At 37.8% G+C, this 26,894-nt stretch carries 29 protein-coding genes; 26 read left to right on the top strand and 3 right to left on the bottom strand.

Going from position 1 to position 26,894, the window contains the following annotated elements; translation table 11 throughout:
* Positions 1-185 precede the first annotated feature (185 nt).
* The 4 genes from efrA to IGJ53_RS10770 all read left to right on the top strand — a co-directional run bounded on the left by efrA (position 186) and on the right by IGJ53_RS10770 (position 4,586).
* Complete coding sequence (gene efrA / locus IGJ53_RS10785) at positions 186-1,916, top strand: multidrug efflux ABC transporter subunit EfrA (RefSeq protein WP_010733332.1); 1,731 nt, start codon at positions 186-188, stop codon at positions 1,914-1,916.
* The gene (efrB, locus tag IGJ53_RS10780; protein ID WP_438750208.1) at positions 1,913-3,673 is read left to right on the top strand and encodes a multidrug efflux ABC transporter subunit EfrB; all 1,761 of its coding nucleotides are present in this window, start codon (positions 1,913-1,915) and stop codon (positions 3,671-3,673) included. Before efrA ends, efrB begins: the two co-directional genes overlap by 4 nt.
* 79 nt (positions 3,674-3,752) lie before the next feature.
* Positions 3,753-3,950 carry a hypothetical protein gene (locus IGJ53_RS10775; RefSeq protein ID WP_002372808.1) on the top strand — a complete coding sequence of 66 codons (198 nt, stop codon included), beginning with the start codon at positions 3,753-3,755 and terminating at the stop codon, positions 3,948-3,950.
* A 150-nt stretch (positions 3,951-4,100) separates the two neighbouring features.
* Positions 4,101-4,586, top strand: coding sequence for a gamma carbonic anhydrase family protein (locus IGJ53_RS10770; RefSeq protein ID WP_002310223.1), 486 nt, complete (start codon positions 4,101-4,103; stop codon positions 4,584-4,586).
* Positions 4,587-4,690: 104 nt separating this feature from the next.
* Here the strand turns inward: IGJ53_RS10770 and clpP are convergent, their stop codons facing one another.
* Positions 4,691-5,284, bottom strand: coding sequence for an ATP-dependent Clp endopeptidase proteolytic subunit ClpP (gene clpP / locus IGJ53_RS10765; protein ID WP_002289402.1), 594 nt, complete (start codon positions 5,282-5,284; stop codon positions 4,691-4,693).
* A 179-nt stretch (positions 5,285-5,463) separates the two neighbouring features.
* Between clpP and IGJ53_RS10760 the strand changes: the two genes are divergently transcribed.
* The 7 genes from IGJ53_RS10760 (at position 5,464) to IGJ53_RS10730 (ending at position 13,231) form a co-directional block, all read left to right on the top strand.
* Complete coding sequence (locus IGJ53_RS10760) at positions 5,464-5,991, top strand: hypothetical protein (RefSeq protein WP_002289403.1); 528 nt, start codon at positions 5,464-5,466, stop codon at positions 5,989-5,991.
* 90 nt (positions 5,992-6,081) lie between these two features.
* Positions 6,082-6,819: a glycerophosphodiester phosphodiesterase gene (locus IGJ53_RS10755; protein ID WP_010733334.1), complete on the top strand. Its 738-nt coding sequence runs from the start codon at positions 6,082-6,084 to the stop codon at positions 6,817-6,819.
* Between the two features lie 3 nt (positions 6,820-6,822).
* The gene (gene miaA, locus IGJ53_RS10750; protein ID WP_010733335.1) at positions 6,823-7,740 is read left to right on the top strand and encodes a tRNA (adenosine(37)-N6)-dimethylallyltransferase MiaA; all 918 of its coding nucleotides are present in this window, start codon (positions 6,823-6,825) and stop codon (positions 7,738-7,740) included.
* A 1-nt stretch (position 7,741) separates the two neighbouring features.
* Positions 7,742-8,971: a GTPase HflX gene (hflX, locus tag IGJ53_RS10745; RefSeq protein ID WP_002372802.1), complete on the top strand. Its 1,230-nt coding sequence runs from the start codon at positions 7,742-7,744 to the stop codon at positions 8,969-8,971.
* Positions 8,972-9,200: 229 nt separating this feature from the next.
* The gene (locus IGJ53_RS10740; protein WP_002290339.1) at positions 9,201-9,593 is read left to right on the top strand and encodes a MerR family transcriptional regulator; all 393 of its coding nucleotides are present in this window, start codon (positions 9,201-9,203) and stop codon (positions 9,591-9,593) included.
* A gap of 27 nt (positions 9,594-9,620) precedes the next feature.
* Positions 9,621-10,961 carry a type I glutamate--ammonia ligase gene (gene glnA / locus IGJ53_RS10735; RefSeq protein WP_002287001.1) on the top strand — a complete coding sequence of 447 codons (1,341 nt, stop codon included), beginning with the start codon at positions 9,621-9,623 and terminating at the stop codon, positions 10,959-10,961.
* 659 nt (positions 10,962-11,620) lie between these two features.
* Positions 11,621-13,231 (top strand): CTP synthase, encoded by a 1,611-nt coding sequence (locus IGJ53_RS10730; RefSeq protein ID WP_010733336.1) that lies wholly within the window; start codon positions 11,621-11,623, stop codon positions 13,229-13,231.
* On the opposite strand, the gene IGJ53_RS10725 is transcribed toward IGJ53_RS10730, so the two are convergent.
* Positions 13,208-13,420, bottom strand: coding sequence for a hypothetical protein (locus IGJ53_RS10725; RefSeq protein WP_002316919.1), 213 nt, complete (start codon positions 13,418-13,420; stop codon positions 13,208-13,210). The genes IGJ53_RS10730 and IGJ53_RS10725 overlap by 24 nt on opposite strands.
* Positions 13,421-13,522: 102 nt before the next feature.
* Between IGJ53_RS10725 and IGJ53_RS10720 the strand changes: the two genes are divergently transcribed.
* From IGJ53_RS10720 to IGJ53_RS10705, 4 genes are all read left to right on the top strand, one after another.
* A complete protein-coding gene (locus IGJ53_RS10720; RefSeq protein ID WP_010733337.1) occupies positions 13,523-14,392 on the top strand; it encodes a class II fructose-bisphosphate aldolase in 870 nt (289 codons plus the stop codon).
* A gap of 164 nt (positions 14,393-14,556) precedes the next feature.
* The gene (locus IGJ53_RS10715) at positions 14,557-15,828 is read left to right on the top strand and encodes a UDP-N-acetylglucosamine 1-carboxyvinyltransferase (protein ID WP_010733338.1); all 1,272 of its coding nucleotides are present in this window, start codon (positions 14,557-14,559) and stop codon (positions 15,826-15,828) included.
* Positions 15,825-17,120, top strand: a complete 1,296-nt coding sequence (rho, locus tag IGJ53_RS10710; RefSeq protein WP_002290332.1) for a transcription termination factor Rho — start codon at positions 15,825-15,827, stop codon at positions 17,118-17,120. The genes IGJ53_RS10715 and rho overlap by 4 nt, the downstream gene beginning before the upstream one ends.
* A 97-nt stretch (positions 17,121-17,217) precedes the next feature.
* A complete protein-coding gene (locus IGJ53_RS10705) occupies positions 17,218-17,481 on the top strand; it encodes a type B 50S ribosomal protein L31 (protein ID WP_438750203.1) in 264 nt (87 codons plus the stop codon).
* Positions 17,482-17,573: 92 nt separating this feature from the next.
* Here the strand turns inward: IGJ53_RS10705 and IGJ53_RS10700 are convergent, their stop codons facing one another.
* Positions 17,574-18,470 (bottom strand): helix-turn-helix domain-containing protein, encoded by an 897-nt coding sequence (locus IGJ53_RS10700; protein WP_438750201.1) that lies wholly within the window; start codon positions 18,468-18,470, stop codon positions 17,574-17,576.
* Between the two features lie 422 nt (positions 18,471-18,892).
* On the opposite strand from IGJ53_RS10700, the gene IGJ53_RS10695 reads away from it, so the two are divergent.
* From IGJ53_RS10695 to IGJ53_RS10645, 11 genes are all read left to right on the top strand, one after another.
* Positions 18,893-19,615 (top strand): ABC transporter ATP-binding protein, encoded by a 723-nt coding sequence (locus IGJ53_RS10695; protein WP_259741503.1) that lies wholly within the window; start codon positions 18,893-18,895, stop codon positions 19,613-19,615.
* Positions 19,609-20,352, top strand: coding sequence for an ABC transporter permease (locus tag IGJ53_RS10690; protein WP_259741504.1), 744 nt, complete (start codon positions 19,609-19,611; stop codon positions 20,350-20,352). Before IGJ53_RS10695 ends, IGJ53_RS10690 begins: the two co-directional genes overlap by 7 nt.
* A gap of 158 nt (positions 20,353-20,510) precedes the next feature.
* On the top strand, positions 20,511-20,924 hold the full coding sequence (locus tag IGJ53_RS10685) for a thioredoxin family protein (protein WP_259741505.1): 414 nt from the start codon (positions 20,511-20,513) through the stop codon (positions 20,922-20,924).
* A 166-nt stretch (positions 20,925-21,090) separates the two neighbouring features.
* Positions 21,091-21,804: a C47 family peptidase gene (locus tag IGJ53_RS10680; RefSeq protein WP_438750198.1), complete on the top strand. Its 714-nt coding sequence runs from the start codon at positions 21,091-21,093 to the stop codon at positions 21,802-21,804.
* 21 nt (positions 21,805-21,825) lie between these two features.
* Entirely contained in the window at positions 21,826-21,972 is a 147-nt protein-coding gene (locus IGJ53_RS10675) for a hypothetical protein (RefSeq protein ID WP_154081473.1), read from the top strand.
* 21 nt (positions 21,973-21,993) lie between these two features.
* On the top strand, positions 21,994-22,236 hold the full coding sequence (locus IGJ53_RS10670) for a hypothetical protein (protein WP_010733344.1): 243 nt from the start codon (positions 21,994-21,996) through the stop codon (positions 22,234-22,236).
* Between the two features lie 330 nt (positions 22,237-22,566).
* The gene (locus tag IGJ53_RS10665) at positions 22,567-23,016 is read left to right on the top strand and encodes a PTS sugar transporter subunit IIA (protein WP_010733345.1); all 450 of its coding nucleotides are present in this window, start codon (positions 22,567-22,569) and stop codon (positions 23,014-23,016) included.
* Positions 23,017-23,072: 56 nt separating this feature from the next.
* Positions 23,073-24,491: a PTS fructose transporter subunit IIC gene (locus IGJ53_RS10660; RefSeq protein ID WP_010733346.1), complete on the top strand. Its 1,419-nt coding sequence runs from the start codon at positions 23,073-23,075 to the stop codon at positions 24,489-24,491.
* Positions 24,491-25,351: a ketose-bisphosphate aldolase gene (locus IGJ53_RS10655; protein WP_010733347.1), complete on the top strand. Its 861-nt coding sequence runs from the start codon at positions 24,491-24,493 to the stop codon at positions 25,349-25,351. Before IGJ53_RS10660 ends, IGJ53_RS10655 begins: the two co-directional genes overlap by 1 nt.
* A gap of 173 nt (positions 25,352-25,524) precedes the next feature.
* Entirely contained in the window at positions 25,525-26,298 is a 774-nt protein-coding gene (locus IGJ53_RS10650) for a DeoR/GlpR family DNA-binding transcription regulator (protein ID WP_002372773.1), read from the top strand.
* Positions 26,299-26,454: 156 nt separating this feature from the next.
* On the top strand, positions 26,455-26,820 hold the full coding sequence (locus IGJ53_RS10645) for a DUF2512 family protein (RefSeq protein WP_002289228.1): 366 nt from the start codon (positions 26,455-26,457) through the stop codon (positions 26,818-26,820).
* Positions 26,821-26,894: the final 74 nt, after the last annotated feature.

Raw genomic sequence — 26,894 nt, 5'->3', positions numbered from 1 at the left:
TGTTATTCTAGCATAAAACAGCAAATAAGTATAGAAATCAACTAGATTGAAAGAAAAAATCAACGTTTATCATTTTACTATAATCATAATGACTTTTTTATGAGAGAAGTGTTCTATTAATAGGTTCGTTGTGCTATCATTTTTAGTAATGAAAATGTAACAAAAGATTAAAAGGAGATGAGAAAGTGAAACTAATGTGGCATTATACCATGCGTTATAAGAAATTCTTGTTTTTCAATTTCATATGCGTATTCGGTTTTATTTTGATTGAATTAGGACTTCCTACGATTTTAGCACGTATGATTGATGTAGGAATCCGCAATGATGATTTTGATTATGTGAAACAGCAAGGGATATTTATGATCGTTATTACCGTAATCGGTATTATTTTGAATATCTTGTTAGGTTATTTTGGTTCGAGGATCACGACCAATATCGTAGCAGATATTCGAGATGACTTGTTCGAAAAGATCCAAAGCTATTCGCATCAGGAGTACGAAAATTTAGGCGTATCTTCCTTGATCACTCGTACAACAAATGATGCTTATCAGATCATGTTGTTCCTGCAAAATATTTTACGTATCGGTTTCATGGCGCCGATGATGTTCGTTGTCAGTTTGTACATGGTCATGCGTACAAGTGTGACACTCAGCTTGTATGTAGTAGGCGCATTGCCTTTGCTATTATTGGCGGTCGTAGCGATTGCTAAGGTGTCTGAGCCGTTATCTAAAAAACAACAAAAAAACTTAGATAAAATCAATAGTATCTTGCGGGAAAACCTTTCAGGATTGCGTGTGATTCGTGCCTTCGTCAATGAAAAGTTTGAAGAAAAACGCTTTGCTGTAGTCAATGAGAATTATGCTGCTAGTTCGAAAAGCTTGTTCCGTTTGATGGCTGTTGCACAACCAGGTTTTTATTTCTTATTTAATATCGTGATGGTATTGATCATTTGGAGCGGGGCAGTGCAAATCGATGCTGGTGAACTTCGAGTAGGAGATTTGATTGCATTTATCGAGTATATATTCCATGCCTTATTCTCATTCATGTTATTTGCCAGTGTGTTCATGATGTATCCAAGAGCAGCCGTTTCAGCTGGACGTATCCAAGAGGCACTAGATGCCAAACCTTCGATTGTAGAAGATCCAAATGGTATATCGGATACGAAGACTAAAGGGTATATCGAATTTCAAAATGTAACATTTGCTTATCCAGGCCATTCGCAAGAACCAGTGATTCGAAATGTCAGTTTTACAGCCTCTCCAGGAGAAACCGTTGCTTTTATTGGAAGTACCGGTAGCGGAAAATCTACGTTGATTCAATTGATTCCTCGCTTTTATGATGTGAGTGAAGGAAAGATCTTGATTGACGGAGTGGACGTGAGAGATTATCGGTTAAGCAAGTTGCGAGATAAGATTGGGTTTATTCCGCAAAAAGCGCTGCTATTTACTGGAACGATTGCAGATAATTTGAGATACGGGAAAGAAGATGCCACACAAGAAGAAATGGAACGTGCAGCTGAGATTGCTCAAGCTTCAGAATTCATTTCTCGAAAACCAGATGGATTTGACGAACATTTATCAGAAGGTGGTTCCAATTTTTCAGGCGGACAAAAACAACGATTGGCAATAGCCAGAGCCATCATACGTCGTCCGGAAATCTATATTTTTGATGACAGCTTTTCTGCATTAGATTATCAAACGGATGCGAAGTTACGTGCTCGTCTGAAAAAAGAAACAACAGAATCTACTGTATTGATCGTAGCACAACGTGTGGGAACGATCATGCATGCAGATAAGATCATCGTATTAAATGAAGGAGAAGTCGTCGGTATGGGGACACATCGGGAGTTGTTGGAAAAATGCCCGATTTATTATGATATTGCCGCTTCTCAATTATCAAAGGAGGAACTAGCATGAAAAAAACCTTTTCTTCCTTAAAACGTTTAGCTCGATATATCAGACCGTATCGTGGGACTTTTCTTCTAGTGATCCTATTTACAGTTCTGACAGTGGCTTTCAACGTGGCTTTGCCATATGTTACAGGACTTCCTACTACAGAAATCAGCCGTAATATTGCCAATGGCGAATCAATCAATTTTTCTTATATATTCAAATGTCTTATTTGGATCACAGTGGTCGGAATAGGGTATTGTATTTCACAATTGCTTTCTGGTGTTTTGATGACAAATGTCGTTCAAAGTGCCATGCATGATTTGCGAAGAGACATAGAAGAAAAAATCAATCGTCTTCCGGTTTCTTATTTCGATAAAAACCAGCAAGGAAATATTTTGTCTCGTGTGACGAATGATGTAGATGCAGTCAGCGGTGCTTTACAACAAGCTTTTATTGGTATCGTAAATGCGATATTGGGAATTACGTTGGCTGCAGCAATGATGTTTTATATCCAGCCGATGATGGCGCTGATCTCTATGATCATGATTCCAACATCGATCTGGATCTCCAAACGAGTGATCAATGCTTCGCAGAAATATTTTCAAAGCATGCAGAATTCGCTTGGTGAGCTAAACGGCTACGTTCAAGAAAATATGACAGGTTTCAGTGTATTGAAAGTATACGGACGCGAAAAAGAAACATTGGAAGGATTCAAAAAAGTAAATCATAGCTTGAAATACTTTGGGTTCCGCGCAGCGTTCATTTCTGGGTTGATGATGCCATTAGTCCAACTAACTGCCTATGCTACTTATATTGGTATGGCTGTTCTAGGAAGTTTCTATGTTATTACTGGAGCAATCGTTGTTGGTCAACTTCAGGCGTTCATCCAATATATTTGGCAAATCAGCCAGCCGATGGGGAACGTGACACAATTGTCTTCTGTTTTGCAAAGTGCATCAGCGGCAACAAAACGTGTATTCGAGATTTTAGATGAGCCAGAAGAAAAAGAAAACAAAGTAGATGTTTCACTGCCAGAAACGATTTTAGGAGATGTGACATTCGATCATGTCGATTTTGCGTATGATCCGAAGAAACCATTGATCCAAGATTTGAACTTTGAAGTGAAAGCAGGTCAAACCGTGGCTGTCGTCGGTCCGACTGGTGCCGGCAAGACGACCTTGATCAATCTATTGATGCGTTTTTACGACGTAGACAAAGGAGCTATCAGGATCGACGGGATTGATACCAAATCAATGAACCGCAGTGATGTCCGTTTCTTGTTTGGTATGGTCTTACAAGATGCATGGCTCTATCAAGGAACGATTGCCGATAATATCCGTTTTGGAAAGCTTGATGCGACAGATTATGAAGTAGTAGATGCTGCAAAAACAGCAAACGTAGACCATTTTATCCGGACAATGCCAGATGGATATGAGATGGCCATAAATGCTGAGGGAGACAATGTGTCTTTAGGACAAAAACAGTTACTGACGATTGCCCGAGCAGTGGTTTCAGATCCTAAAATTTTGATTTTGGATGAAGCGACAAGTTCAGTAGACACTCGTTTAGAAGCGTTGATTCAAAAAGCGATGGATCGCGTGATGGAGGGGCGGACAAGTTTTGTCATTGCTCACCGTTTATCGACGATACGCGATGCAGATCTGATTCTAGTGATGGACCAAGGTCAGATCATTGAAAAAGGAACACATGAGAGTTTATTGGCACAAGGCGGATTTTATGAAAAACTGTATAACAGCCAATTTGCTGAGGAAGCAGGATAAAACAGTTTGAAACTTATTTTTTGTTCTCCTTTCTTGATAATGGTAAAGTAAGGTTATCAAAAAAAGTGAGGGCACGGAGATGGAACAGTTTTTAAATGAAAAAATCACTGAAGCCAAAAGAGAAATTGATCGTTTAACGCACGTCTGTCAGACAAAACCATTTGATTCAGCTGATTTTTTTGAAAATGAGTTTCAAATCGAACGCTTGGCAGCACAAATCGAAGTGTACGAATTAGTTTTGAAGAAAGTAATAGAAGAAAATATAGAGGTACAATAAACAGGTAAAACGTCAGTTTACCAGATAGCGCAAATAGGCATCTGGACTGAGCAGGTTTTACCTGTTTTTTTCTTATAAAATAAATATATGCTATGATACATTTGTTCAATAGGATTAGTTTCTACAAAAAAACGAAAGGAGAAAATAGAGATGGAACGGTTTATAGCATCAAATGCTACAGTGATTGGTGACGTGACATTGTCAGAAGATGTGACGATCTGGTATCAAGCAGTTTTACGCGGGGACAGTAATTGGATAAAAGTAGGACAAAGAACGAATATCCAAGATGGTACAATCGTCCATGTCGATCATGATGCACCTGTAGATATTGCGGAGAATGTGACGGTAGGACATCAGTGTATGCTACACGGCTGTACAATCGAAAAAGGGGCGCTGATCGGGATGGGAACCACGATATTGAATCATGCGGTTATTGGTGAGAATAGTTTGATTGGTGCTGGATCATTAGTAACAGAAGGAAAAGTTATTCCTCCTAATGTCTTGGCTTTTGGTCGTCCAGCTAAAGTGATCCGACCTTTGACAAAAGAAGAAATACAAAAAAACAAAGAAAACATCCAGCATTATGTCGAAATAGGTCGGATGCATGCGCAAGGAAAATTCAAGGAGCAAAGATAGGCAGTAGCATCCATAAAAATAAAAAAAGGATGGTCAGTTTGAGCTGGCCATCCTTTTTTATTTGGTTTAGATAAGAAGGCTTAAAAAGCTTCCTTTGAAACAGATTAATTTAATGAAGAACTGTTTTCCATGACTTCATCAATCAATCCATATGCTTTTGCTTGTTCAGCTGTCATATAGTTGTCACGGTCTGTATCTTTTTCAATCACTTCAAGCGGTTGGCCAGTGCGTTCAGCTAAAATTTTGTTTAAGCGTTCGCGTGTTTGTAAAATATGACGTGCCGCAATTTCGATTTCAGTTGCTTGACCTTGAGCGCCGCCAAGAGGTTGATGGATCATGATCTCAGCATTTGGTAAAGCAAATCGTTTCCCTTTTGTACCAGCTGTCAGCAAGAAGCTTCCCATTGAAGCAGCCATACCCATAACGATTGTTTGGACATCAGCTTTGACAAAGTTCATTGTGTCGTAGATAGCCATACCTGCTGTAACTGAACCACCAGGAGAATTGATATAAAGATAGATATCTTTTTCAGAATCTTGAGCATCTAAGAAAAGCAATTGGGCGATGATCGAATTAGCAAGATCATCAGTTACTTGGCCGCTTAACATGATGATACGGTCTTTCAATAAACGTGAGTAGATATCGTAAGCTCTTTCGCCTCGTGATGATTGTTCAATGACTGTAGGAATTAAATTCATAATAGAGTTCCTCCTTGGTTTCGTTTAGAAATAGTGTACCATAATTTAGTTTCTAATACCTAAAAAGTAGTATACATTTTTGGTCAAAAAAGGTCAAATAAAAAACTTAGGCAAATTAGTCGCATAAACCTGCTTTATGGTATGATAAGCAGAGAAGCAAAACAAGGAGGAACAACAGATTGATAGTTGGTATTACAGGTCTTATCGGCGTGTTGACGGGTGCTGTAGTTGTCTATATCGGCATGATACTGCAAATGCGTCACTTGGAAAATAAAGAACAGCGTAGACGTGAATTGGAATTGAAAGTCAAAGAAATCGAGACGCTGAACCAATTAAATAAAAAGATCAACGAGATCTTGCAAAAACGGACGACGCTGATGGAAGAATATGTCAGCTTTGATGCATTCGATGATTGTTATATCACGATTGACGATTTTGCGTATCTCCAATCATTTTCAGCGCAGAATAGTTTTTATCTGCCAAATTATATTTTAGATGAGCTGTTTAAGAACATCTCCCATCGAAAAGTGATTTTATCTCCAGATGAAACAATGAAGATTGGTGGATATGCTTATAAAGGCGGACGCGTGATTTTAGAGAATTTTACGGATAGTTTGACTGAAATGATCAATGAAAAAAAAGCACAGTTGAAGACTATGACGCGCCAGCCGATTGGTTTCTTCTCGAAAGATGATGTTTGGAGCTGATATTTTGAAGCATTGCCGTTGCACATGAGAGCGTGGTAATGCTTTCTTTTTTTCTTAATGATACAATAGAACTGAACGGAGTGAAGAAAGATGTTACAAATCTATGCTCATCGCGGAAGCAGCGGTACCCACCCAGAAAATACGCTTCCTGCATTTGCAGAAGCTGTACGAGTAGGTGCAGATGGTATCGAACTAGATGTTCATCTAAGCAAAGATGGTTATTTGATCGTTATGCATGACGAAGAAGTGGATCGGACGACTAACGGTAAAGGGCTGATTCGAGAAAAAACATTGGAAGAACTCAAAAAATTGAATGCAGGAGGCAAATTCAGCAAAGAATTTCCAGCAGCTAAAGTCCCTGAATTGAAAGAAGTTTTAGGACTGCTTCTCCAAAAAAATTACCGAGGGGTGCTGATGATCGAAATTAAAACTGATCAGTATGAATATCCCGGTATCGAAGAAAAATTAGCCGAAACATTAAAAAGCAGAGATTGGCCTTTTCAACATGCATATTGCAGCTTTCATTTGGCTTCTTTGGAAAAAATCGCGTTATTGGAACCAGAGATACAGTTGGACTTATTGATGAGTACTTCTGATAAAAAGATCCAACTAGCAGCAGAAACCCCTTATATAGAAGGAGTACATCCAAAAAATACTTGGTTGTTCGAACATCCAGGCCAGGCAGCTGATTTTCCAAAAGCAATTCGTGCATGGACGATCAACGATGAAGAAGAAATGGCCAAATGTCAAGAACTCAAAATAGATGGAATAATAACTGATTTTCCGGAGAAAGCTCTTCGGTGGAAACAATCAACGAAAAGTAGGTAAAATATGGAAAAAGTATTAGTGATCGTCGGTCCGACAGCAGTCGGTAAAACAGCGCTAAGTGTGGAACTCGCACAACTATTTGGAGGAGAGATCATCAGCGGTGATTCATTGCAAATCTATAAAAATCTGGATATCGGTACAGCAAAAATCAAAGAAGAAGAGATGAATGATGTTCCGCATCATTTGATTGATGTGATCGAACCTACTCAACATTACTCAGCCGCTGATTTTCAGCGTTCAGGTCGACAATTGATTACTGAGATTGCGAACCGAGAGCATCTACCTATCATCGCTGGTGGCACGGGTCTGTATATCCAATCCCTTCTATATGATTATCAGTTAGGGGCGACAGAAGAAGCGAATCCTGAGATTAGAAAAAAGTATGAAACGTTAGCCGAGACAATTGGTTCCCAAGCGTTATGGAATCAGTTGAAAGAAAAAGACCCGGCAGCTGCTGAGAAAATCCACTGGAACAATCAACGCAAAGTGATAAGAGCTCTGGAAGTTTTGGAGACGACAGGGCATAGTATCACGGCACCTAAAGAAGAGCCAAAGCGATTATATGATTACCTTATGATTGGGTTAGATACGAAGCGTGATGTCCTGTATGATCGAATCAATCACAGAGTCGATTTGATGCTAGCAGAAGGCTTGGTAGCAGAAGCACGTAAGGTATATGAGCTTGGAGAAGTCCAAGCCAGTCAAGGGATTGGATATAAAGAATTTTTCCCTTATTTTGAAGGGAAAGAAACATTGGAAGAAGCAACAGAACAAGTCAAACTACATTCGAGAAGATACGCGAAACGTCAGTTAACGTGGTTTCGTAACCGTTTGGATGCACAGTGGTTTGATCTTATAAGTGAGCCAAATCAAAAAAGTCAGATTGAGCAAACAATCAAAAAATGGCTGGAGGCGGAATAAAATGGAAGAAAAAGTAATCATCGTAGGGGTAGAAACCGAAGCAAACCAGCGTTACTTTACAGAGTCAATGGAAGAGCTAGTTCAGCTGACGAACACCGCATCAGGAGAAGTCGTATTCACAATTACACAGAAAAGACCACAAGTAGATCGGCAAACGATTATCGGGAAAGGGAAATTACAAGAATTAGTTCAACAAGCAGATGCGCATGAAGCGGATTTGATCATCTTTAATCATGAACTGACTCCGAGACAGAGTCAACTGATTACGGATGCTGTTGGCCTTCCGGTGATTGATCGAGTACAGCTGATCCTAGATATTTTTGCGATGCGTGCTCGTTCGAAAGAAGGAAAGCTACAAGTTGAACTTGCTCAGTTAGAATATCTTCTGCCTCGTTTAGTAGGGCAAGGGAAAACATTGTCTCGTCTTGGTGGTGGGATTGGAACAAGAGGACCAGGTGAAACAAAGTTAGAAACAGACCGCCGACATATACGGAATAAAATTTTTGCTGTTAAGAAAGAATTGAAAGAAGTAGAAGCTCATCGAGAGCGCAACCGTCAAAAAAGAAAAAACAGTGAGATTTTTCAGATTGGTCTTATAGGCTACACGAATGCTGGGAAATCAACCATCTTGAATTTATTGACACAAGCGGATACTTATTCAAAAGATCAGTTGTTTGCAACGTTAGATCCATTGACTAAAAGATGGCGTTTTGCTGAAGGATTTGAGATTACAGTAACAGATACCGTCGGGTTCATCCAAGATCTGCCTACGCAACTGATCGATGCTTTCCATTCTACACTAGAAGAAAGTCAGAATATGGATCTTTTGTTGCATGTAGTCGATGCGAGTTCTCCAGATCGCATTTTACAGGAGCAGACTGTACTAAAATTGATGGATGAATTGAATATGAAAGAAATGCCGATACTGACTGTTTACAATAAGGCAGACCAGATTGATCCAGCGATGTTTACGCCCACATTATTCCCTAATGTCTTGATTTCTGCTCAAACGAAAGAAGGGAAGACGGCATTGATCGAAGCAATCAAACGTCAACTGATGGAACTGATGACACCGTATACACTGTCTGTGCCAAGCAATGAAGGACAGAAATTAAGTGAGTTGAGAAGACAAACGATGGTTTTGGACGAAGCCTACATGGAAGAATCAAACGAGTATGAAGTGAGAGGATTTGCAAAAAATGATTCAAAATGGTTAAGAAAAAGCAAATAAAATTTTGTTTTTTTTTTCAATGAAAATCACTGGGAAAGAATAGCATAATACAATAAAAGTAAAAGGTATCTGGTACGAAAATCAACTAGATACCTTTTTTGCGTTCATATTTTTTGTTATTTTATAAAAAAATAGAGGTCTCATGTTAGAAAACCTAACATATGCAGTTGACAATATTTTTTTTAATTGGTACACTTTAGCCAACTTATAAAACGAAAGGGGACGTCTGATGGGAGAAAAGGAATTGCGCCGATCTATGTCCGTATTTCCAATTGGTACAGTTATGAAGCTGACTGATTTGTCTGCTCGGCAAATTCGCTACTATGAAGAACAAGATTTAGTTCATCCGGAACGAAGTGAAGGAAATCGCCGCATGTATTCGTTGAATGATATCGATATGCTGCTTGAGATCAAAGATTATCTTTCAGACGGGTTAAACATGGCTGGGATTAAACGTGTATACGAAATGGCACAGGCGAAAAAACAAGAAGCAAAAAGCAAGAAGCCGTTGACAGATCATGACGTTCGACAAATTTTTCGTGATGAGATTTTGGCGCAAGGTGGGTTAAGCAAAACAGGTCATTATCAGTCGCAAGGATTACAAAGACAATTCTTTGACTGAATAAATTAAAAAAGGAAGAGGGATACCATGGTAAAGAAACAGATAACAGGTGAAGAGATCAAACGAATCATTGAGGAAGAAAACGTACGATTTTTACGATTGATGTTCACAGACATCTTAGGTACGATTAAAAATGTAGAAGTTCCAGTGAGCCAGATTGACAAAGTGTTAGAAAACAAAATGATGTTTGACGGTTCTTCGATTGAAGGATTTGTTCGAATTGAAGAAAGCGATATGTATTTGTATCCAGATCTCTCCACTTGGATGATCTTCCCATGGGAAAGTGCTCATGGAAAAGTTGCTCGTTTAATTTGTGATATCTATAATCCAGATGGGACACCATTTGCCGGTGATCCTCGTGGAAATTTGAAACGAGCATTGAAAGACATGCGCGACCTTGGTTTTACCTCTTTCAATTTGGGACCTGAACCAGAATTCTTCTTATTTAAATTAGACGAAGACGGTGGGATCACAACGACCTTGAATGATAAAGGTGGTTATTTTGATTTTGCACCAACAGATTTAGGTGAAAATTGCCGCCGTGACATCGTGTTGGAATTAGAAAGCTTAGGCTTTGAAGTGGAAGCTTCACATCATGAAGTAGCGCCAGGACAGCATGAAATTGACTTCAAATATGCGGATGTAGTAGATGCTTGTGATAATATCCAAACCTTCAAGCTCGTTGTCAAAACGATTGCACGCAAGCACGGACTTCACGCAACTTTCATGCCGAAACCGTTATTTGGAATCAATGGTTCTGGTATGCATTGCAATATGTCTTTGTTCAATGATGAAGGAAATGTCTTCTATGATAAAGACGGTGAATTGGAACTTAGTGAAACAGCGTATCATTTCTTAGGCGGTTTGCTGAAACATGCTCGTGCCTATACAGCCGTTTGCAATCCAACAGTCAATTCTTATAAACGTCTCGTTCCAGGTTATGAAGCGCCTGTTTATGTCGCATGGAGCGGTCGTAATCGTTCGCCATTAGTACGTGTACCAGAATCTCGCGGTTTGTCCACACGTTTGGAATTGCGATCAGTTGATCCATCTGCAAACCCATACTTGGCAATGGCAGTATTGTTGCAAGCAGGACTAGACGGTATCCGTAATCAGATCACACCGCCAGCCGCTGTTGACCGTAACATTTATGTCATGGATGAGGAAGAAAGAGAAGCTGCACATATCCAAGATTTACCTTCAACTATCCATAATGCTATCAAGGAATTACGTAAGGATAATGTAATGATTGACGCATTAGGACAACATATCTTCTCAAATTTTGTTGAAGCAAAACGTCTCGAATGGGCGGCATTCAGACAAACTGTTTCCGAGTGGGAAAGAGAACAATATCTAGAACTTTATTAAAACAGGAATAACGTGAATTAGAGGTTGTGAAATCAGCGTTTTGACCTGAGTATTAGAGAAAAAATTTGTGAAAATGGTTCCTCACATTTTTGCATAAATTTGGCTTAATACCGAGAAACTGACTTTTGAATACCGTTTATCAAGAGGTCGTAAGCCTGCCGTTTAACTCTAAGTCACAAGGAATAATTTCAAAAACAGCTGCTCATGTTTGTTGAATATTGTGACTTGTGACTGAGGAGTTGGCAGGAGAATAACGTTTATTTGGAAATAAGGAGGACACGACTTTTGTCGCACCTCCTTATTTTTTTATCTATTGTTTCACTTAAAATTTTTCAGTAAAGATTTCCTGATTTGCTTAAGTTTAACGTTAGCTATGTTTATCTCAAGCCTATTATGTGGGTTAAATTTTTTTGCACTCATAAAGGACTTAAGAAATAATTTCTCAAAGGATACCGAAAAAGAAAAAATTGTAAGCGGATAGTCTTTATTTGAGTACTTGACTTTCCCTCAGTCAGCTTGTATTATACACCTTGGGCACCCTTTTAAAGGGTCAGAAGTTTACAGAAATTTCGGCTCCCTATTCTTATTGAAGAATAGGGAGCTTTGTTTATTTTCTGAGACTTTTCCTGCACATAAATTAAAAAGGAGTTTTTGAACTTATGACAAAATATATTTTTGTGACCGGCGGTGTCGTTTCATCAATCGGAAAAGGGATTGTTGCAGCTTCTTTAGGACGCTTATTGAAAAACCGCGGCTTAAAAGTAACTATCCAAAAATTTGATCCATACATCAATGTGGATCCAGGGACGATGAGCCCATATCAGCACGGAGAAGTATTCGTAACAGATGATGGTGCTGAAACAGATTTGGATCTGGGCCACTACGAACGCTTTATTGACATCAATTTGAACAAATACTCCAACGTGACGACAGGAAAAATCTATTCTGAAGTTTTGCGTAAAGAACGTAAGGGCGAATACTTGGGAGCAACAGTTCAAGTTATTCCTCATATTACAAATGAGATCAAAGAAAAAATCATGCGAGCAGCTAAAATGACTGATTCAGATGTGATCATTACAGAAGTAGGAGGAACGGTAGGGGATATAGAATCTTTGCCATTCCTTGAAGCACTTCGTCAAATGAAAGCAGATGTCGGTACAGATAATGTTATGTATATCCATACAACATTGATCCCTTACTTGAAAGCTGCTGGAGAAATGAAAACTAAACCAACGCAGCACAGTGTAAAAGAGCTACGTGGATTAGGTATCCAACCGAATATTTTGGTGGTACGTACAGAGCAACCTGTTTCTCAAAGCGTGAAAAATAAATTGGCACAATTTTGTGATGTCGAACCAGAAGCAGTTATCGAGTCGCCAGATGTAGATACACTTTACTCCATCCCGTTAGTTTTACAAGCACAAGGAATGGATCAAATCGTTTGCGACCATTTGAAACTAGATACACCAGAAGCAGACATGACAGAATGGAAAGAATTAGAAGAACGTGTCTTGAACTTGAAGAAAAAAGTACGAATCGCACTTGTTGGTAAATATGTCGAGTTACCAGATGCATATATCTCAGTAGTTGAAGCATTGAAACATTCTGGTTTCGCCTATAATTCAGATATCGAGATCGATTGGATCAAAGCACAAGAATTAACGAGAGAAAATGTAGAAGAACGTTTGAAAGATGCAGATGGAATCTTAGTTCCTGGCGGTTTCGGCGATCGCGGAGTAGAAGGGAAAATCGAAGCGATTCGTTATGCTCGCGAAAATGACGTTCCGTTTTTAGGGATTTGTCTTGGTATGCAGATGGCTTGTGTCGAATTTGCACGTAACGTCGTTGGATTGGAAGATGCGGCATCAGCTGAAACGAATCCAGATACAGCAAACAACATTATTGATTTAATGGCTGACCAGGAAAACATCGAGAATTTGGGTGGAACTTTACGCCTTGGATTATACCCATGTAAAATCAAAAAAGGAACGAAGACGGCTGAAGCATATGATGGAGCCGATGTCGTGCAAGAACGTCACCGTCACCGCTATGAGTTCAATAACAAATATCGTCAATTGTTTGAAGAACAAGGACTAGTCTTTTCAGGTGTCTCACCAGACAACCGTTTAGTAGAAATCGTAGAACTGCCAGAGAAGAAATTCTTCGTGGGATGCCAATTCCACCCAGAATTGATTTCTCGTCCAAATCGTCCGCAAAAATTAATCAAAGCATTTGTCGGAGCATCATTAGCAGATCATGAAACAAAATAATTTTTTAGCTTGATAGAAAGAGAAAAGCAGCAAGAGAAGGGGATAAGCAATTTTCTTGTTACTTTTCTCTTTTTCTGATTTGTTATTATTTATAGGGAAAAAGATAGGAAGTAAAAGACTTTTTTTGAGTAAAGAGCGATTAAGCATTTTATTTTTTGCAAAAAACTTCTTGAAAATTTTCATTTTCATTGATTTTAGTAGAAAACTACCGAAATGTTTGGTAAAATAGGGTCGTTGGTTAAGAATTGTCTTAACAAATTTAGTTTTACAAAACTTAGGAGGAATTTTATTATGCCAGTAGTATCAGGAGCTGAATTTTTAAAAGCTGCTCGTAAAGGCGGTTACGCTGTCGGCGGGTTCAACACAAACAACTTGGAATGGACTCAAGCAATTCTTGAAGCGGCTGAAGCAAAACAAGCACCAGTACTTATCCAAACATCAATGGGTGCAGCTAAATACATGGGTGGTTACAAAATCTGTAAAGATTTGATCACTGATTTAGTTGAAGCAATGAACATCACTGTTCCAGTTGCTATCCACTTAGACCATGGTGACTACGAAGCTGCTTTGGAATGTATCGAACTAGGCTATACTTCAGTAATGTTCGATGGTTCACATCTACCATTCGAAGAAAACTTGAAATTAGCTAAAGACGTTGTTGAAAAAGCACACGCAAAAGGTATCTCAGTTGAATGTGAAGTTGGTTCAATCGGCGGAGAAGAAGACGGAATCATCGGTAACGGCGAATTAGCTGACATCGAAGAATGCAAACAAATGGTTGCTACAGGTATCGACTACTTAGCTTGCGGTATCGGTAACATCCACGGTCAATATCCAGAAAACTGGAATGGATTAGCATTTGACCACTTACAAGCAATTGCAGATGCTGTAGGTCCAGACATGCCTTTAGTATTACATGGCGGATCAGGTATTCCTCAAGATCAAATCGAAAAAGCTATCTCAATGGGTATCTCAAAAGTAAATGTTAACACTGAATTCCAATTATCATTTGCTGCAGCTACTCGTAAATATATCGAAGCTGGTAAAGATAAAGAAGGTAAAGGATTCGACCCTCGTAAATTATTAGCTCCAGGTAAAGCAGCAATCGTTGAAGATGCAAAATCTCATATCGACTGGTTTGGTTCAGCTAACAAAGCGTAAGCATCCACATAACAGATACGATATATAGGAATGGAGAACGACTTTTGAAGTCGTTCTCCATTCTTTTTTACTTAAAACGGCAGACCATGCTCGTTTCTTTTTTTTATCTATGATAAAATACAAGCATATCCATGAAAAAAGATTAATAAACAAGGTGGAAACAGATGAAAAAAATCGTAATCAAAGGAAACCGACCTTTAGCTGGCGAAGTAACGATCAGCGGTGCAAAAAATAGTGCAGTCGCATTGATTCCAGCTGCAATCTTAGCTGATTCCCCAGTGATCTTGGAAGGTGTGCCGGACATACAAGATGTTCATTCATTAATTGAAATTTTAGAGATCATGGGCGCAACGGTCCATTTTTCCAACAACATACTAGAAATTGACCCTCGAGAAATCGTATCGGTTCCGATGCCGCACGGAAAAATCAATAGTTTGCGTGCGTCTTATTATTTTATGGGAACACTGCTTGGTAAATTTGGGGAAGCGGTAGTAGGCCTGCCAGGAGGCTGTTATTTAGGTCCTAGACCGATTGATCTACACGTCAAAGGATTTGAAGCTCTAGGTGCTGAAGTGACAAATGAACATGGTGCCATGTATTTACGGACAGAAAATGAAGGGTTGCATGGCAATCGGATTTTTATGGACGTGGTTTCAGTCGGAGCTACAATCAATGTGATGTTAGCTGCTGTAAAAGCAAAGGGACAGACAGTAATTGAAAACGCTGCACGAGAACCGGAAATCATCGATGTGGCAACTTTACTGAATAATATGGGGGCAAAAGTTCGAGGAGCGGGTACAGATGTGATCCGTATCGAAGGAGTCGAAGCATTACATGGCTGTCGTCATTTCATGATTCCTGACCGTATCGAAGCAGGAACCTATCTGGCATTAGCAGCTGCAGCAGGAAATGGTATCAAAGTGAAAAATGTGATTTTTGAACATTTGGAAAGCTTTATAGCAAAATTGCAGGAAATTGGCGTCCATATGAAAATCAGCGAAGATGAAATCGAAGTTTACCCCTCGAAAGAATTAAAACCCGCAAACATCATGACCTATCCTTATCCAGGATTTGCCACAGATCTGCAGCAGCCACTTACCGCGTTACTATTGATGACTACAGGCACTTCAGAAATCATCGATACGATCTATGCGAAACGTGTGAACCATGTGCCGGAACTAGCACGAATGGGCGCTGATATTACCGTGGAAGGAAATATGATCATCGTGAATGGTCCAAATAAACTTCACGGGACAGAAGTCGTGGCTTCCGATCTTCGGGCAGGTGCTTGTTTAGTGATTGCCGGACTATTAGCAGAAGGAACAACGACGATTTATAACGTAGATTATATCTTACGCGGTTATGATCATATTATCGAGAAACTAACAGCCTTAGGGGCATCAATCGAAATGATAGAGGAAGTGGGAGCTGAATGAGCGATTATTTGACAATGGCAGAACTGGAGAACAAAACGTTAAAAGAAGTTTATAGTTATGCCAAAGAATTTAAAATTCCTTATTACAGTAAGATGAACAAAAAGGAATTATCTCTAGCTGTGATTCGTGCACAAGCTGAGAAACAAGGATTTTATTATATGGAAGGGATATTAGATATCGTTGGTCAAGATGGTTACGGTTTTTTACGGCCAATTAATTATGGACCAAGTGCAGAAGATATCTATATTTCTGCCTCACAAATCAGACGATTCAGTTTGAGAAATGGGGACAAAGTGGCAGGAAAAGCCCGTCCACCTAAAGAATCGGAACGTTATTATGGTTTGATGCACGTGGAAAGCGTTAATGGAAAAGATCCGGAAGAAGCAAAAGAACGTCCGCATTTTCCAGCCTTAACACCTCTTTATCCGCAAAGACAGCTTCAACTGGAAACAACACCGCAAAGACTATCTACCCGAATGATCGATATCTTCTCTCCAATCGGTTTTGGTCAGCGTGGATTGATCGTCGCACCACCAAAAGCAGGGAAAACTTCTGTATTAAAAGAAATCGCAAATGGTATCACCGAAAACTATCCGGAAGTAGAATTGATCGTTCTACTGATTGATGAACGACCGGAAGAAGTAACGGACTTAGAAAGAAGCGTGAAAGGCGACGTGGTATCTTCTACATTTGATCTGCAGCCGCAAAACCATACTCGAGTTTCTGAATTAGTATTGGAACGCGCAATGCGTTTAGTCGAAGATAAACGAGATGTCGTTATCTTGATGGATAGTATTACTAGACTTGCTCGGGCCTATAACTTAGTCGTTCCACCTAGCGGGCGTACATTGAGTGGCGGGATTGACCCAGCCGCATTGTATAAACCTAAGAAATTTTTCGGGGCGGCAAGAAACATCGAAGAAGGTGGCAGTTTGACGATTTTAGCGACCGCTTTAGTCGATACAGGAAGCCGCATGGATGACGTGATCTATGAAGAATTCAAAGGAACTGGAAATCTAGAATTACAACTTTCACGCGAGTTATCCGAACGTCGGATCTTCCCAGCCATCGATATCAAAAAATCAGGTACCCGAAAAGAAGAATTATTGATGCCAAGTGAAGAACTAGAAGAAATTTGGAAACTTCGAAAAAATATGACTGGAGATTCATTAGAATATACGGAACAACTGATCCGCTTTTTGCGTAAAACAAAAAACAATCAGCAATTTTTCAAAGAATTTCAAGATGTCTCCTTTGGTAAAAAAAATCCGACCAGAAATCTGAAAAGATAATTGCAACCTTGACTGAAACATGTTAAGATGTTAATGTTGTAAATCGACAAATCAACTCTGGTTCAGCAAATGGAGCAGGGCAAAGGAGCGAAAAATCATGAAAGAAAACATCCATCCAGATTACCACCCAGTAGTATTCATGGATTCAACAACTGGTTTCAAATTCTTGTCAGGTTCAACAAAAACTTCACAAGAAACAGTTGAATGGGAAGACGGTAATACATACCCAGTCATCCGTGTCGAAGTAACTTCTGACTCACATCCATTCTACACTGGACGTCAAAAATTCACACAAGCAGACGGACGTGTGGACCGTTTCAACAAAAAATACGGTTTCAAAGACGCAAACGCTGCGGAATAATAAAAACGCTGATAACTCAACGTTTAGCAGACTATCTGATAGGGATAGTCTGTTTTTTTTGCGTTTTTGACCATAATGAATAGATGATATCGTTACTCAAAAATGGGTGGGATACAGTAAATTTTTTCGAATTTTATTAAATCAAATTTAAATTCATGGATTAAACTATCCATCTCTAATAATTCTAGCCCTTGTAAAATTTTCATTATTCGTTTTCGTCCTTTAATGCTATCTCCTTCTATATGACAGATTAATGCCTTATAAAATTGAATGGATATCTGAGTATCTTTTGCAAACAATAATCTATGATGAGTAGCTTCAAATTTTTGTAAGTATTGTTTAGAGAAGTGAATATTTTTGCGTTCTAACATTAAAAGAAAAGCATTATTATAAAGACTGGATAATATCGGATGAAATATTTCAAAATCGTTGTATTTTTCAATTTTGCGTTCAATTTCTGTAAGCCTTTGGGAAATATAGTTTGTATCAAAAAGAAATAGTAATGAGCTAAAACTGATCATTTCAAATCTTCCCCACTCATTTACTGTTTCTAGATAATTGGCAAAGTGATCCAAGTGTTCTTTATCATTTTTATTCAGCTTACGTTTTTCTATGGGCAGAGTATACCAATCAAAAGTTTTTATGATTAAATAGTTGCGAATATCAACAATGTCTCGTGTAGTATTTGCTTTTTTTCGAATGATTTCTAAAGTATACTTCCGTGATCCTCTATTCTCTCTAGTAGCTTTAATAAAATCTTTTATCTTTTTATTTTTCTTTCGTATACTATCAAGTTCTAGATATAAGACAAATTCATCCATGGTTATATTCAATTTATCAAGAAATTTCAATAAAATAACAAAAGTTATGCTATTTTTTCCAGTTTCATAACTAGATAATGTATTTCTTGTTGTTATATTATGAGCTAATTTTTTTTGAGAGATACCTCTTTCTACACGCAACTTCTTAAGCAATTCCCCGCTATCCATATCACCGCTCCGTTCTTTTATAATTGTTATGCGCAAATTAATCACAAAATGAAAATAATACGTATTTTTAATCATAATAACATAGTAGATAAAATAAAAACACGGGTGGTGTATATTTAATATTGAAAATCGGGGATAGGTTGTTAACTGGAATGAACTATTAATTGGCCCCTTGATTATTGGGAAAGAAACTTGTTCTTATGAGGACTATCAGGCACAATTACCTTCCTATTGTGGTCGATTATCGAAGACAGCAGCTTATATAGGCGCAGGATTAATCAATCGTATAATTTATTTCCTAATACTAGATACATTAGCATATATTGGTGAGGATGCACAATTACCAATCAATTCTGTGTTCAAAATGAATACTTATACTTTAGCATTAGAAACCTATAAAATTTATAAAGGAGTAGATTGTAATGAAAGTAGAAGCTAAAAATATATCTAAAAGTTACAAAAGAAAACCTGTACTTAATGATATCTCATTTACAATTAAGGACAATGAAATAATTGCTATTGTTGGACCAAATGGTATGGGAAAAACAACATTACTAGAAATAATGATGACGCTTAGAAATTTTGATAGTGGCAGTATGATTTTAATGAATGACATTGTGGAAAATAGAAATCTAAATAAAATTAGAAAAAAAATTGGTGTAATTCTTCAAGAGGGAGGAATGTACTCTTATCTGAAGACAGAAGAAATTTTAACATTATTTGCAAGTTTTTATAATATTGATAAACCTAGAATAGATGAAGTAATACAAATATTTGATTTAACTTCACATCTATCTATCAAATTTCAAGCCTTATCTGGGGGTTGGAAACAACGAGTACTGTTAGCAATTGCTTTTTTACACAAACCAGAATTACTTTTTTTAGATGAGCCTACAACAGGGTTGGACCCAGAAGCTTCAGAGAATTTATGGAAAGCAATTAAAATTGCTAAAGGAGAAGGTGCAACTATCATTCTTTCTACGCACTCTATGGAAGAAGTAGATATGTACTCTGATAGGGTTATGGTTTTAAATAAAGGAAAAATCGCCAGTTATGATACTCCTGATTATATTAAACAACAATATAATGCAAAATTTTTCAAAGAGGCCTATTTTAAAATTCTAAAGGAGGTTTCTGCATGTTAACAGCATCATTTAGGAACTTAGTAAAATATGATTTTATTGTTTTTTTCAGAGAACCATTTTTTGCCTTGCCAATATTATTACTTCCTGGGATTTTCTTTTATGTATTTATGTCAATTTTTAAAATGCAGGCAGGCTCTGTGGAAGGCTTCGATATCTATATACCTACGTATGGGCTCCTTATTTCTTTTTTAGTCCTATTTTTTAATATGGGAATGCAGTTTGTGACCGAGAAAGAAAATGGCGTTCATAAACGACTGATACTTTCTTCTATCAATAAAAAGCACATTGTGTATGCTTATCTTATTAGAGGAATCACTTTATCTTTTATTGGTTTAGTAGAGATTTGTCTAATTGCTAAGTTAGCTTTTGATATGGAAATGACAAAATACTTCTTTTCTTTTTTACTAGGATATTTATTAATCATTTTTCTACTGCTATTGATAAGCATATCTGTGCATGACTTATTTAAATCTACTAAGCAGGTACTACCATTTACAATTATTACATTCCAATACGTTCTATTTGGGTCGGGACTCATGTTTCCGGTTAGTTCTGCTCCTGAATTTTTAAAGGTTATTATCTACATTAATCCTTTTTATCATATGAATAAAATTTTGGTGAGTCTCTGGAAAGGTCATTTGAACAATATACCTTTATCAAGTATTGTATATTTACTAGTTATCACGATAGGTTGTTTTTCTCTTGTTAGATACAATAGTTTAAAAAAAGAATCATAAATTCTCAATCATTCTTTATACGTAAACAACCGTGGATCTTTGTCAAGTCGGGCCAATAGGATTATCTGTGAAGATCCAAGTTAGTAAAAATTATTAGCTTTGATATTTTTTTGATAGCTAATTATCCCACTAATTAGAAAATCTGTAAGCACATATTGATGAAATCTGATTTATTTAATGAAGAGTTTTTTCAAACAGGTATATTTAGTATGAATAATATTCTACCTGAGATAAAGACAGAAGTGTTAAAATCAAAGCTTGAAGGTTCTGATACTTTCTTATTATATGTAGGTAGACCGACTTGTATTCAATGCCAAGAAATCGAACCTACCCTTCGGAAAATATTAAAAAGTGTAGAAATAAAAGCCAGCTACTATAGAACTGATATAGCTCGAAACGAAGATGAAAAGAGCTTAGAGGAAGTAGCTAAAAAGCTTGATTTAACTGTAGTACCCTCATTATTAATCATTTCTAAAGGTGTTTTAGTTGATAGATTAGATGGTGTTTACACTGAAAAAGCTATTTCTGAATTTTTAGAAAATAATAAAACTATTTTTGAGGAGGATGCATAGTTGTTTATCCCTATATATAGCATGATACTTCTAGGCTTATTTTTAGTATTTTGTCTTTACGCTCTGAAAATACTTCAAAAAAATAATGATGATACGCGACGTCAAATAACACAATTAAGAAAAGATATTGAGTTGATCTTGGAAAAAATTAGGGAAAATAATTAAAATGGTGGATTTACGTTACTTAGAGAATTATTCTAAGCGAGTGTTTTTGTTAGCGGTTTCGTTTGTCTCTGGATGCTTTGTCAGTCCTAGCGAATTAAAATTAAGTAATTTCAATTTTCGTACATTGACAAATGAGTGCGCGAACAAATTTATTTTTAGCTTATCTACGGATAGTCAAACTATTGATAGGTTATCCAAAGCGTATGGACAAAAGTATCTACACTTGAATTTTCTTGAAAATCAAGGGAAAACTTCATGGTGTGCAGCATACGCTACTACAGCTATTATCCGTTATCAAACCAAGAAAAGTTTTCCTACTGCACGACAGATGATGACAACCTTGTATCCAAGTTCATCCAATTTAGCAGATGAATCTGCCTCAAATATCCAATGTATTAGCTACGCTAATTCTTATGGATTTCATAGTATTTCAAATAGATGGGGGACAGCTACAGCAGAAGGAACGATGCTTGAAATTAATGCGAATCGGCCATATTGGGTATCTGCGCTAAAACAAACTAGAGGGAAGAATAGGCATGCGTTTGTTGTTAGAGGGTACGCTAACTTTGATTTTTATAAAACGATTTCCGTATGGAATCTATGGAGTAATTCAAGCTATGGATATGATCTACTGGACCCTTCCAGTCATTTGATTAGTACTCATGGGGTGGTATTCAAACAAGATTCAGGATTATTTTCTTGGCATTATCTATAAATAGCATTAGGGGTGTTAGGAGTGAAGTATAAAAAAATTTCTTCTCTTATTTTAGTAACAATATTATTATGTACGGCTTGTTCTTCTCCCGCTAGTCAACCGAAGAAAAAAGAACTAGAATTATCAAAGGAAGAATGGGAGCAGCTAACTTTTTTTTGTGGAGAATAGGTATATACGGGAGATGAATCAATGTGGACAATCAACATTGATAAACATTCAATAGACATTTCGTATGATAAACACCAGTTTAATGGTGCTTTCACAGGCATAAAAGTAAATGATGGGTTGACGATATATTGTGAAGATAATCAATGGACCTACACATTGGATAAGAGAGATGATGAGCGTATATTCGTTATACGCAGTAAGCTAGATTCTAGAACGACTTCAAATGCGATGGGAATAGAGTTAACGAAAAAGCAAAGAAATTAGAATAATTATAAATGAGAGCAAATTCAAGAGTTTGCTATAAGACAAGTGATAAAAACACCTTATATTAACGAAATGAAGAGGGGGTATTTCGAAGTAAAAATCCATTTACCTAAAATTAGAAGCTAAGCTTTCCTTTCAAGGAAGGCTTTTTGTTTTGTTATAGAATTGCGATTGTTTATGAGCTGAATCGTTCATTTTGATGACTGAAACACTAGGATGATGGGTCTTTTTCCTCTGTTCATTCATAATATTGAACGGTACAGCTAGCGATGCTATACTGACCTCAGTTCCAAGAAAACGTTAACATTTTTTGTGGGGGAGAGGTTTTTTATGAGGTTTGATCAATTGATCGCAGAAGAACTGATTGTTTTCGATCCATCGATAGATTCAAAAGGATCATTATTTGAGCGAATAGGGGATGTGTTGGAAAAAACAAATAAGGTAAGAAATGTTCAAAAAGTCGTTAAGGCACTATTCAAACGAGAGGAGGAGATCTCCACAGGGATAGAAGATGGATTTGGGATTCCCCATGCAAAAAGCAAGTATGTGACAAAACCAGTGCTGTGTTTTTTTCATACAGCCAAATTAACGGACTATAGCGGGATAGACGGAATGCCAATTGAATATATTTTTGCCATCGTAGTTCCTGAAAAATCAGCAGATATGCATCTAGAGATTCTCAGCACACTCTCCAGACGATTGATGAATGCAGATTTTAGAAAGGGAATAAAAGAAGCCACTACGCCAGCAGATATCATCAGACAGATTAGTCAAGAATGAAAATAGTAGAGTCTTTGTCCGAGTAGCGATAGTAAAGAAAAAGGAGGAAAACAACCATGAAAATCGTTGGTGTAACTGCTTGTCCAACTGGAATTGCTCATACTTATATGTCGGCAGAAAAATTAGAAGTAACAGCAAGAAATCTAAACCATCAAGCAAAATTCGAAACACAAGGTGTAAAAACAGAAAATCAGTTATCTGAACAAGAAATCAAAGAGGCAGATGCAATCATTCTTGCAGTAGATAAAGAAATCGAATTGGACCGATTTGCCGGGAAAAAAGTAAAGCGTGTCTCTACAAGCCGAGCAATCAAAGAACCGCAAGTAGTGATAGACGAAGCATTGAGAAATATTGGCGTATTCGTTGTGTCTAATGAAAAAGAACAAGTTGCAAATGAGAAAAAGCCGACAATCTATAATCATTTCATGAATGGTGTGAATTACATGCTTCCATTTGTGATCGCAGGCGGAATCATCATCGCACTGAGTTTTGCCTTTGGGATTACAGCGGCTGATCCTAACTCAGCAGACTATAATGTGTTAGCAGCTGCATTTTCAAGGATCGGAGGAGATACAGCGTTTGCCATGATGGTTCCTGCGTTAGGCGCGGGGATTGCTACATCGATTGCTGGAAAAGCTGGTTTTGCCCCAGGAATTGTTGCCGGATTACTGGCATCTACAGGTGGTTCAGGTTTTCTTGGCGGAATGATTGGCGGCGTGATAGCAGGGTATATCTGTGATTTTCTGGCAAATAAAATCAGCGTAAAAAAAGAATTTTCTGCTATTTATCAGCTGATTGTCGTTCCCCTTTTATCGATCTTAATAATTGGGCTGTTAATGGTATTTGTGATTGAACAACCAATCACATGGGTGTTGGATGCTTTGACAAATTGGCTGAATAGCTTGGGAAATACATCCGGGCTATTGTTCGGATTACTTATCGGTATCATGATGGCAGCTGATATGGGTGGGCCGATCAATAAATCGATTTCGACTTTCTCAATCGGTTTGATGTCAGCTGGGGTAAATGCACCGATTGCTGCCTGTATGGCTGCAGGAATGACGCCTCCCCTAGGTATTGCTTTAGCCACTTTATTATTCAAACGTAAATTTACTAAAGAAGAACGGACTTCAGGTCAATCATGCTGGATTTTAGGCGCTTCGTATATTACAGAAGGTGCTATACCGTTTGCGGTATCTGACCCGATCCGCGTGATACCTAGTTTGATGACAGGTTCAGCAGTTGCTGCAGGGATTTCCATGGCAGCAGGAGTAACTTCAATGGCACCTCATGGAGGAATTTGGGTGATGCTAATTCCAAATGTCATGAACAATTTACCTATGTATGTCTTGGCAATTGCAGCAGGTACAGTCACTACAGCCTTTATGCTTGGACTATTGAAAAAAACAGTGAAAGAGAAAAAACAAGACAAGTGGACGAAAAATGAAAATCTAACAAATGAGGTGGAAGCGTAATGTTATATACAATGAAAGAGTTATTGAAAGTGGCTAAAGAGAATCAATTTGCAGTACCAGCCTTCAATATTTGCAGCTATGATATGATGAAAGCAGTCATCGAAGAAGCAGAGAGATTAGAAGCACCAGTAATCTTAGAAATTCATCCTGATGAAATCGCCTATTTGAGTGATGAATTTGTTGCGGCAGTAAGAGCCTATGCTTATACAAGTAAACTGCCGGTTGTTATCCACTTGGATCATGGCGGTACGATAGAAGATGTCTTACGGGCGATTCGAAACGGCTATTCTTCCGTGATGATTGATGCGTCTTTGAAATCATTCGACGACAATGTACAGATTACGAAAAAAGTGGTTGCGTTAGCTCATGCGGTAAATGTCTCAGTGGAAGCTGAGCTTGGAACGATTGGGAATAATGGTTCTGCTGAAGGGGGTGCTGAAACAATCATTTATACAGATCCTGATCAAGCGAAGATTTTTGTGAAAGAAACAGGAATCGATACACTTGCTGTAGCAATTGGAACAGCGCATGGCTTGTATCCGAAAAACAGAACTCCAAAATTAAATATCGACTTACTGAAAGAATTGAACCAACAAATCGATCTTCCATTTGTTTTGCATGGCGGTTCAGGTAATCCGGACGCAGAAGTCAGCGAAGCTGTAAAATACGGAGTTGCCAAAGTGAATTTGAGCTCAGATCTTAAAAGTGTCTTTTTCAATGCTTTGAGAGAAATATTGAGTGAACATCCATCGATGTACGAGCCGAATGCAATTTATCCAGCAGCTAATAAAAAGGTACAAGAAGTAGTCAAACATAAAATGGAAATTTTGAACACAGTAGGCAAGGCTAGTTTATACTAAAAATAAAAATGTGTAATCAAAAGGGTGTGACAATAGTCTTGTCATACCCTCTTTTGGATACATGATGTTCAGAAGTAGTTTTTTCGAAAAGTTTCTTCTTACTTCTTGAATCCAATCACTTCTGTCACAACCTCTTTTTTCCTGTTACTATATAAAGTAAATGGGGTGATTTTATGTTGAATGAAGTGGAGAATAGACAGCAGGAGATTGTGAATTATCTAAAAAACAATCAATTTGCAAGAGTCATCGATTTGATCGAGTTAGTAAATTATAGCGAAGCCACGATTAAACGTGACCTTGTTTTTCTGGAAAAAAGTGGATTGATCCGTAGAGTTCGCGGTGGCGCCATGCTTGTTGACAATCGAAAAATTGACGTGCCTTACCTGATGAAGATTACCAAATTAGAAGAAGAAACAGAAAAACGTAAGATTGCAGATACAGCTTCTTCTTTGATTCGAGATGATATGGTCTTGTTCTTGGATTCCAGTACAACCTCTTTACATTTAGTCAGAAACTTAGCAAGATTTGATGGTTTGCAGATTATTACGAATGGCATAGTCACAGCTGCTATGTTGAGTGAATACACAACGGCAAAAGTATCTGTACTGGGTGGGGCAATTGTTCCGAAACGAGCAACAATCAACGGTTCAAAAGCTTATAATGATGCATTGTCATATTATGCGGATTTAGCGGTAATCAGTTGTCGCGGGCTAGATTTCAGCCAAGGAGTAACAGAAACTCATGAAGGAGAGGCAATGGTCAAAAAAGCTTTTAGAAAACAAGCAGATCGGCTTGCCGTTTTAGTTACACAGCAAAAAATTGCGCATAAATTCATGCATCAAGCCATTGCTTTTCATGAAATCGATTATCTGGTGACAAGTAACGAACTGGCAAAAGAACAGTATGAGAAAGTAAAGGAACACCATATCGAATGTCTGTATGGATGAATTATTGCGTGAATATTCTAAGGTGTTTTCCCATTTTTTCATTTTCTTAGATAGGGCCTTATCTTTGCTCGCTTCTCTTAGCCGATGGTATAATAATGAAAAGGTTATCTTGTTAGATAATCTTACTTTTTTATCCAGGAGAAAGGAGTGCAGAAAATGAAACATGTGAAGGCGTTGGTAGTGAAGGCAATCATGATCTGGGCAATTCTGTGGGTCGTGCTGACCGGTTTATACGGTGTTAGCTTTATGGATTCAACGATTGTTGGGGTAATTATCGTAGTGATGATCTATGTGCTAGGGGATCTGTTGATCTTACGTAAAGTAGGGAACATCGCAGCGACGATCGCAGATGCTGGTTCAGCTGCAGTCATCTTGTGGCTCTATCTATACTTTATGAATGATACAGTCGATATTTGGATGAAAGTCTTGATTCCTGCTCTATTGATCGGTGTGGCAGAATGGTTCTTCCACAAGTGGTTATTAAGTCAAGGAATCGTACCAGATGAACGAAAAATGGAATAAAGCATCAGTTGTTTTTATCAAAAAACCGCTCAGATCATTTTCAGATCTGAACGGTTTTTTTATCTATTCATCAA

This window comes from Enterococcus sp. DIV1283b (assembly GCF_051710965.1).
GTDB lineage: Bacteria > Bacillota > Bacilli > Lactobacillales > Enterococcaceae > Enterococcus_B > Enterococcus_B lactis.
Note: the sequence above shows the minus strand (reverse complement) of the source record. Positions and strands in the feature narration are given on the sequence as shown.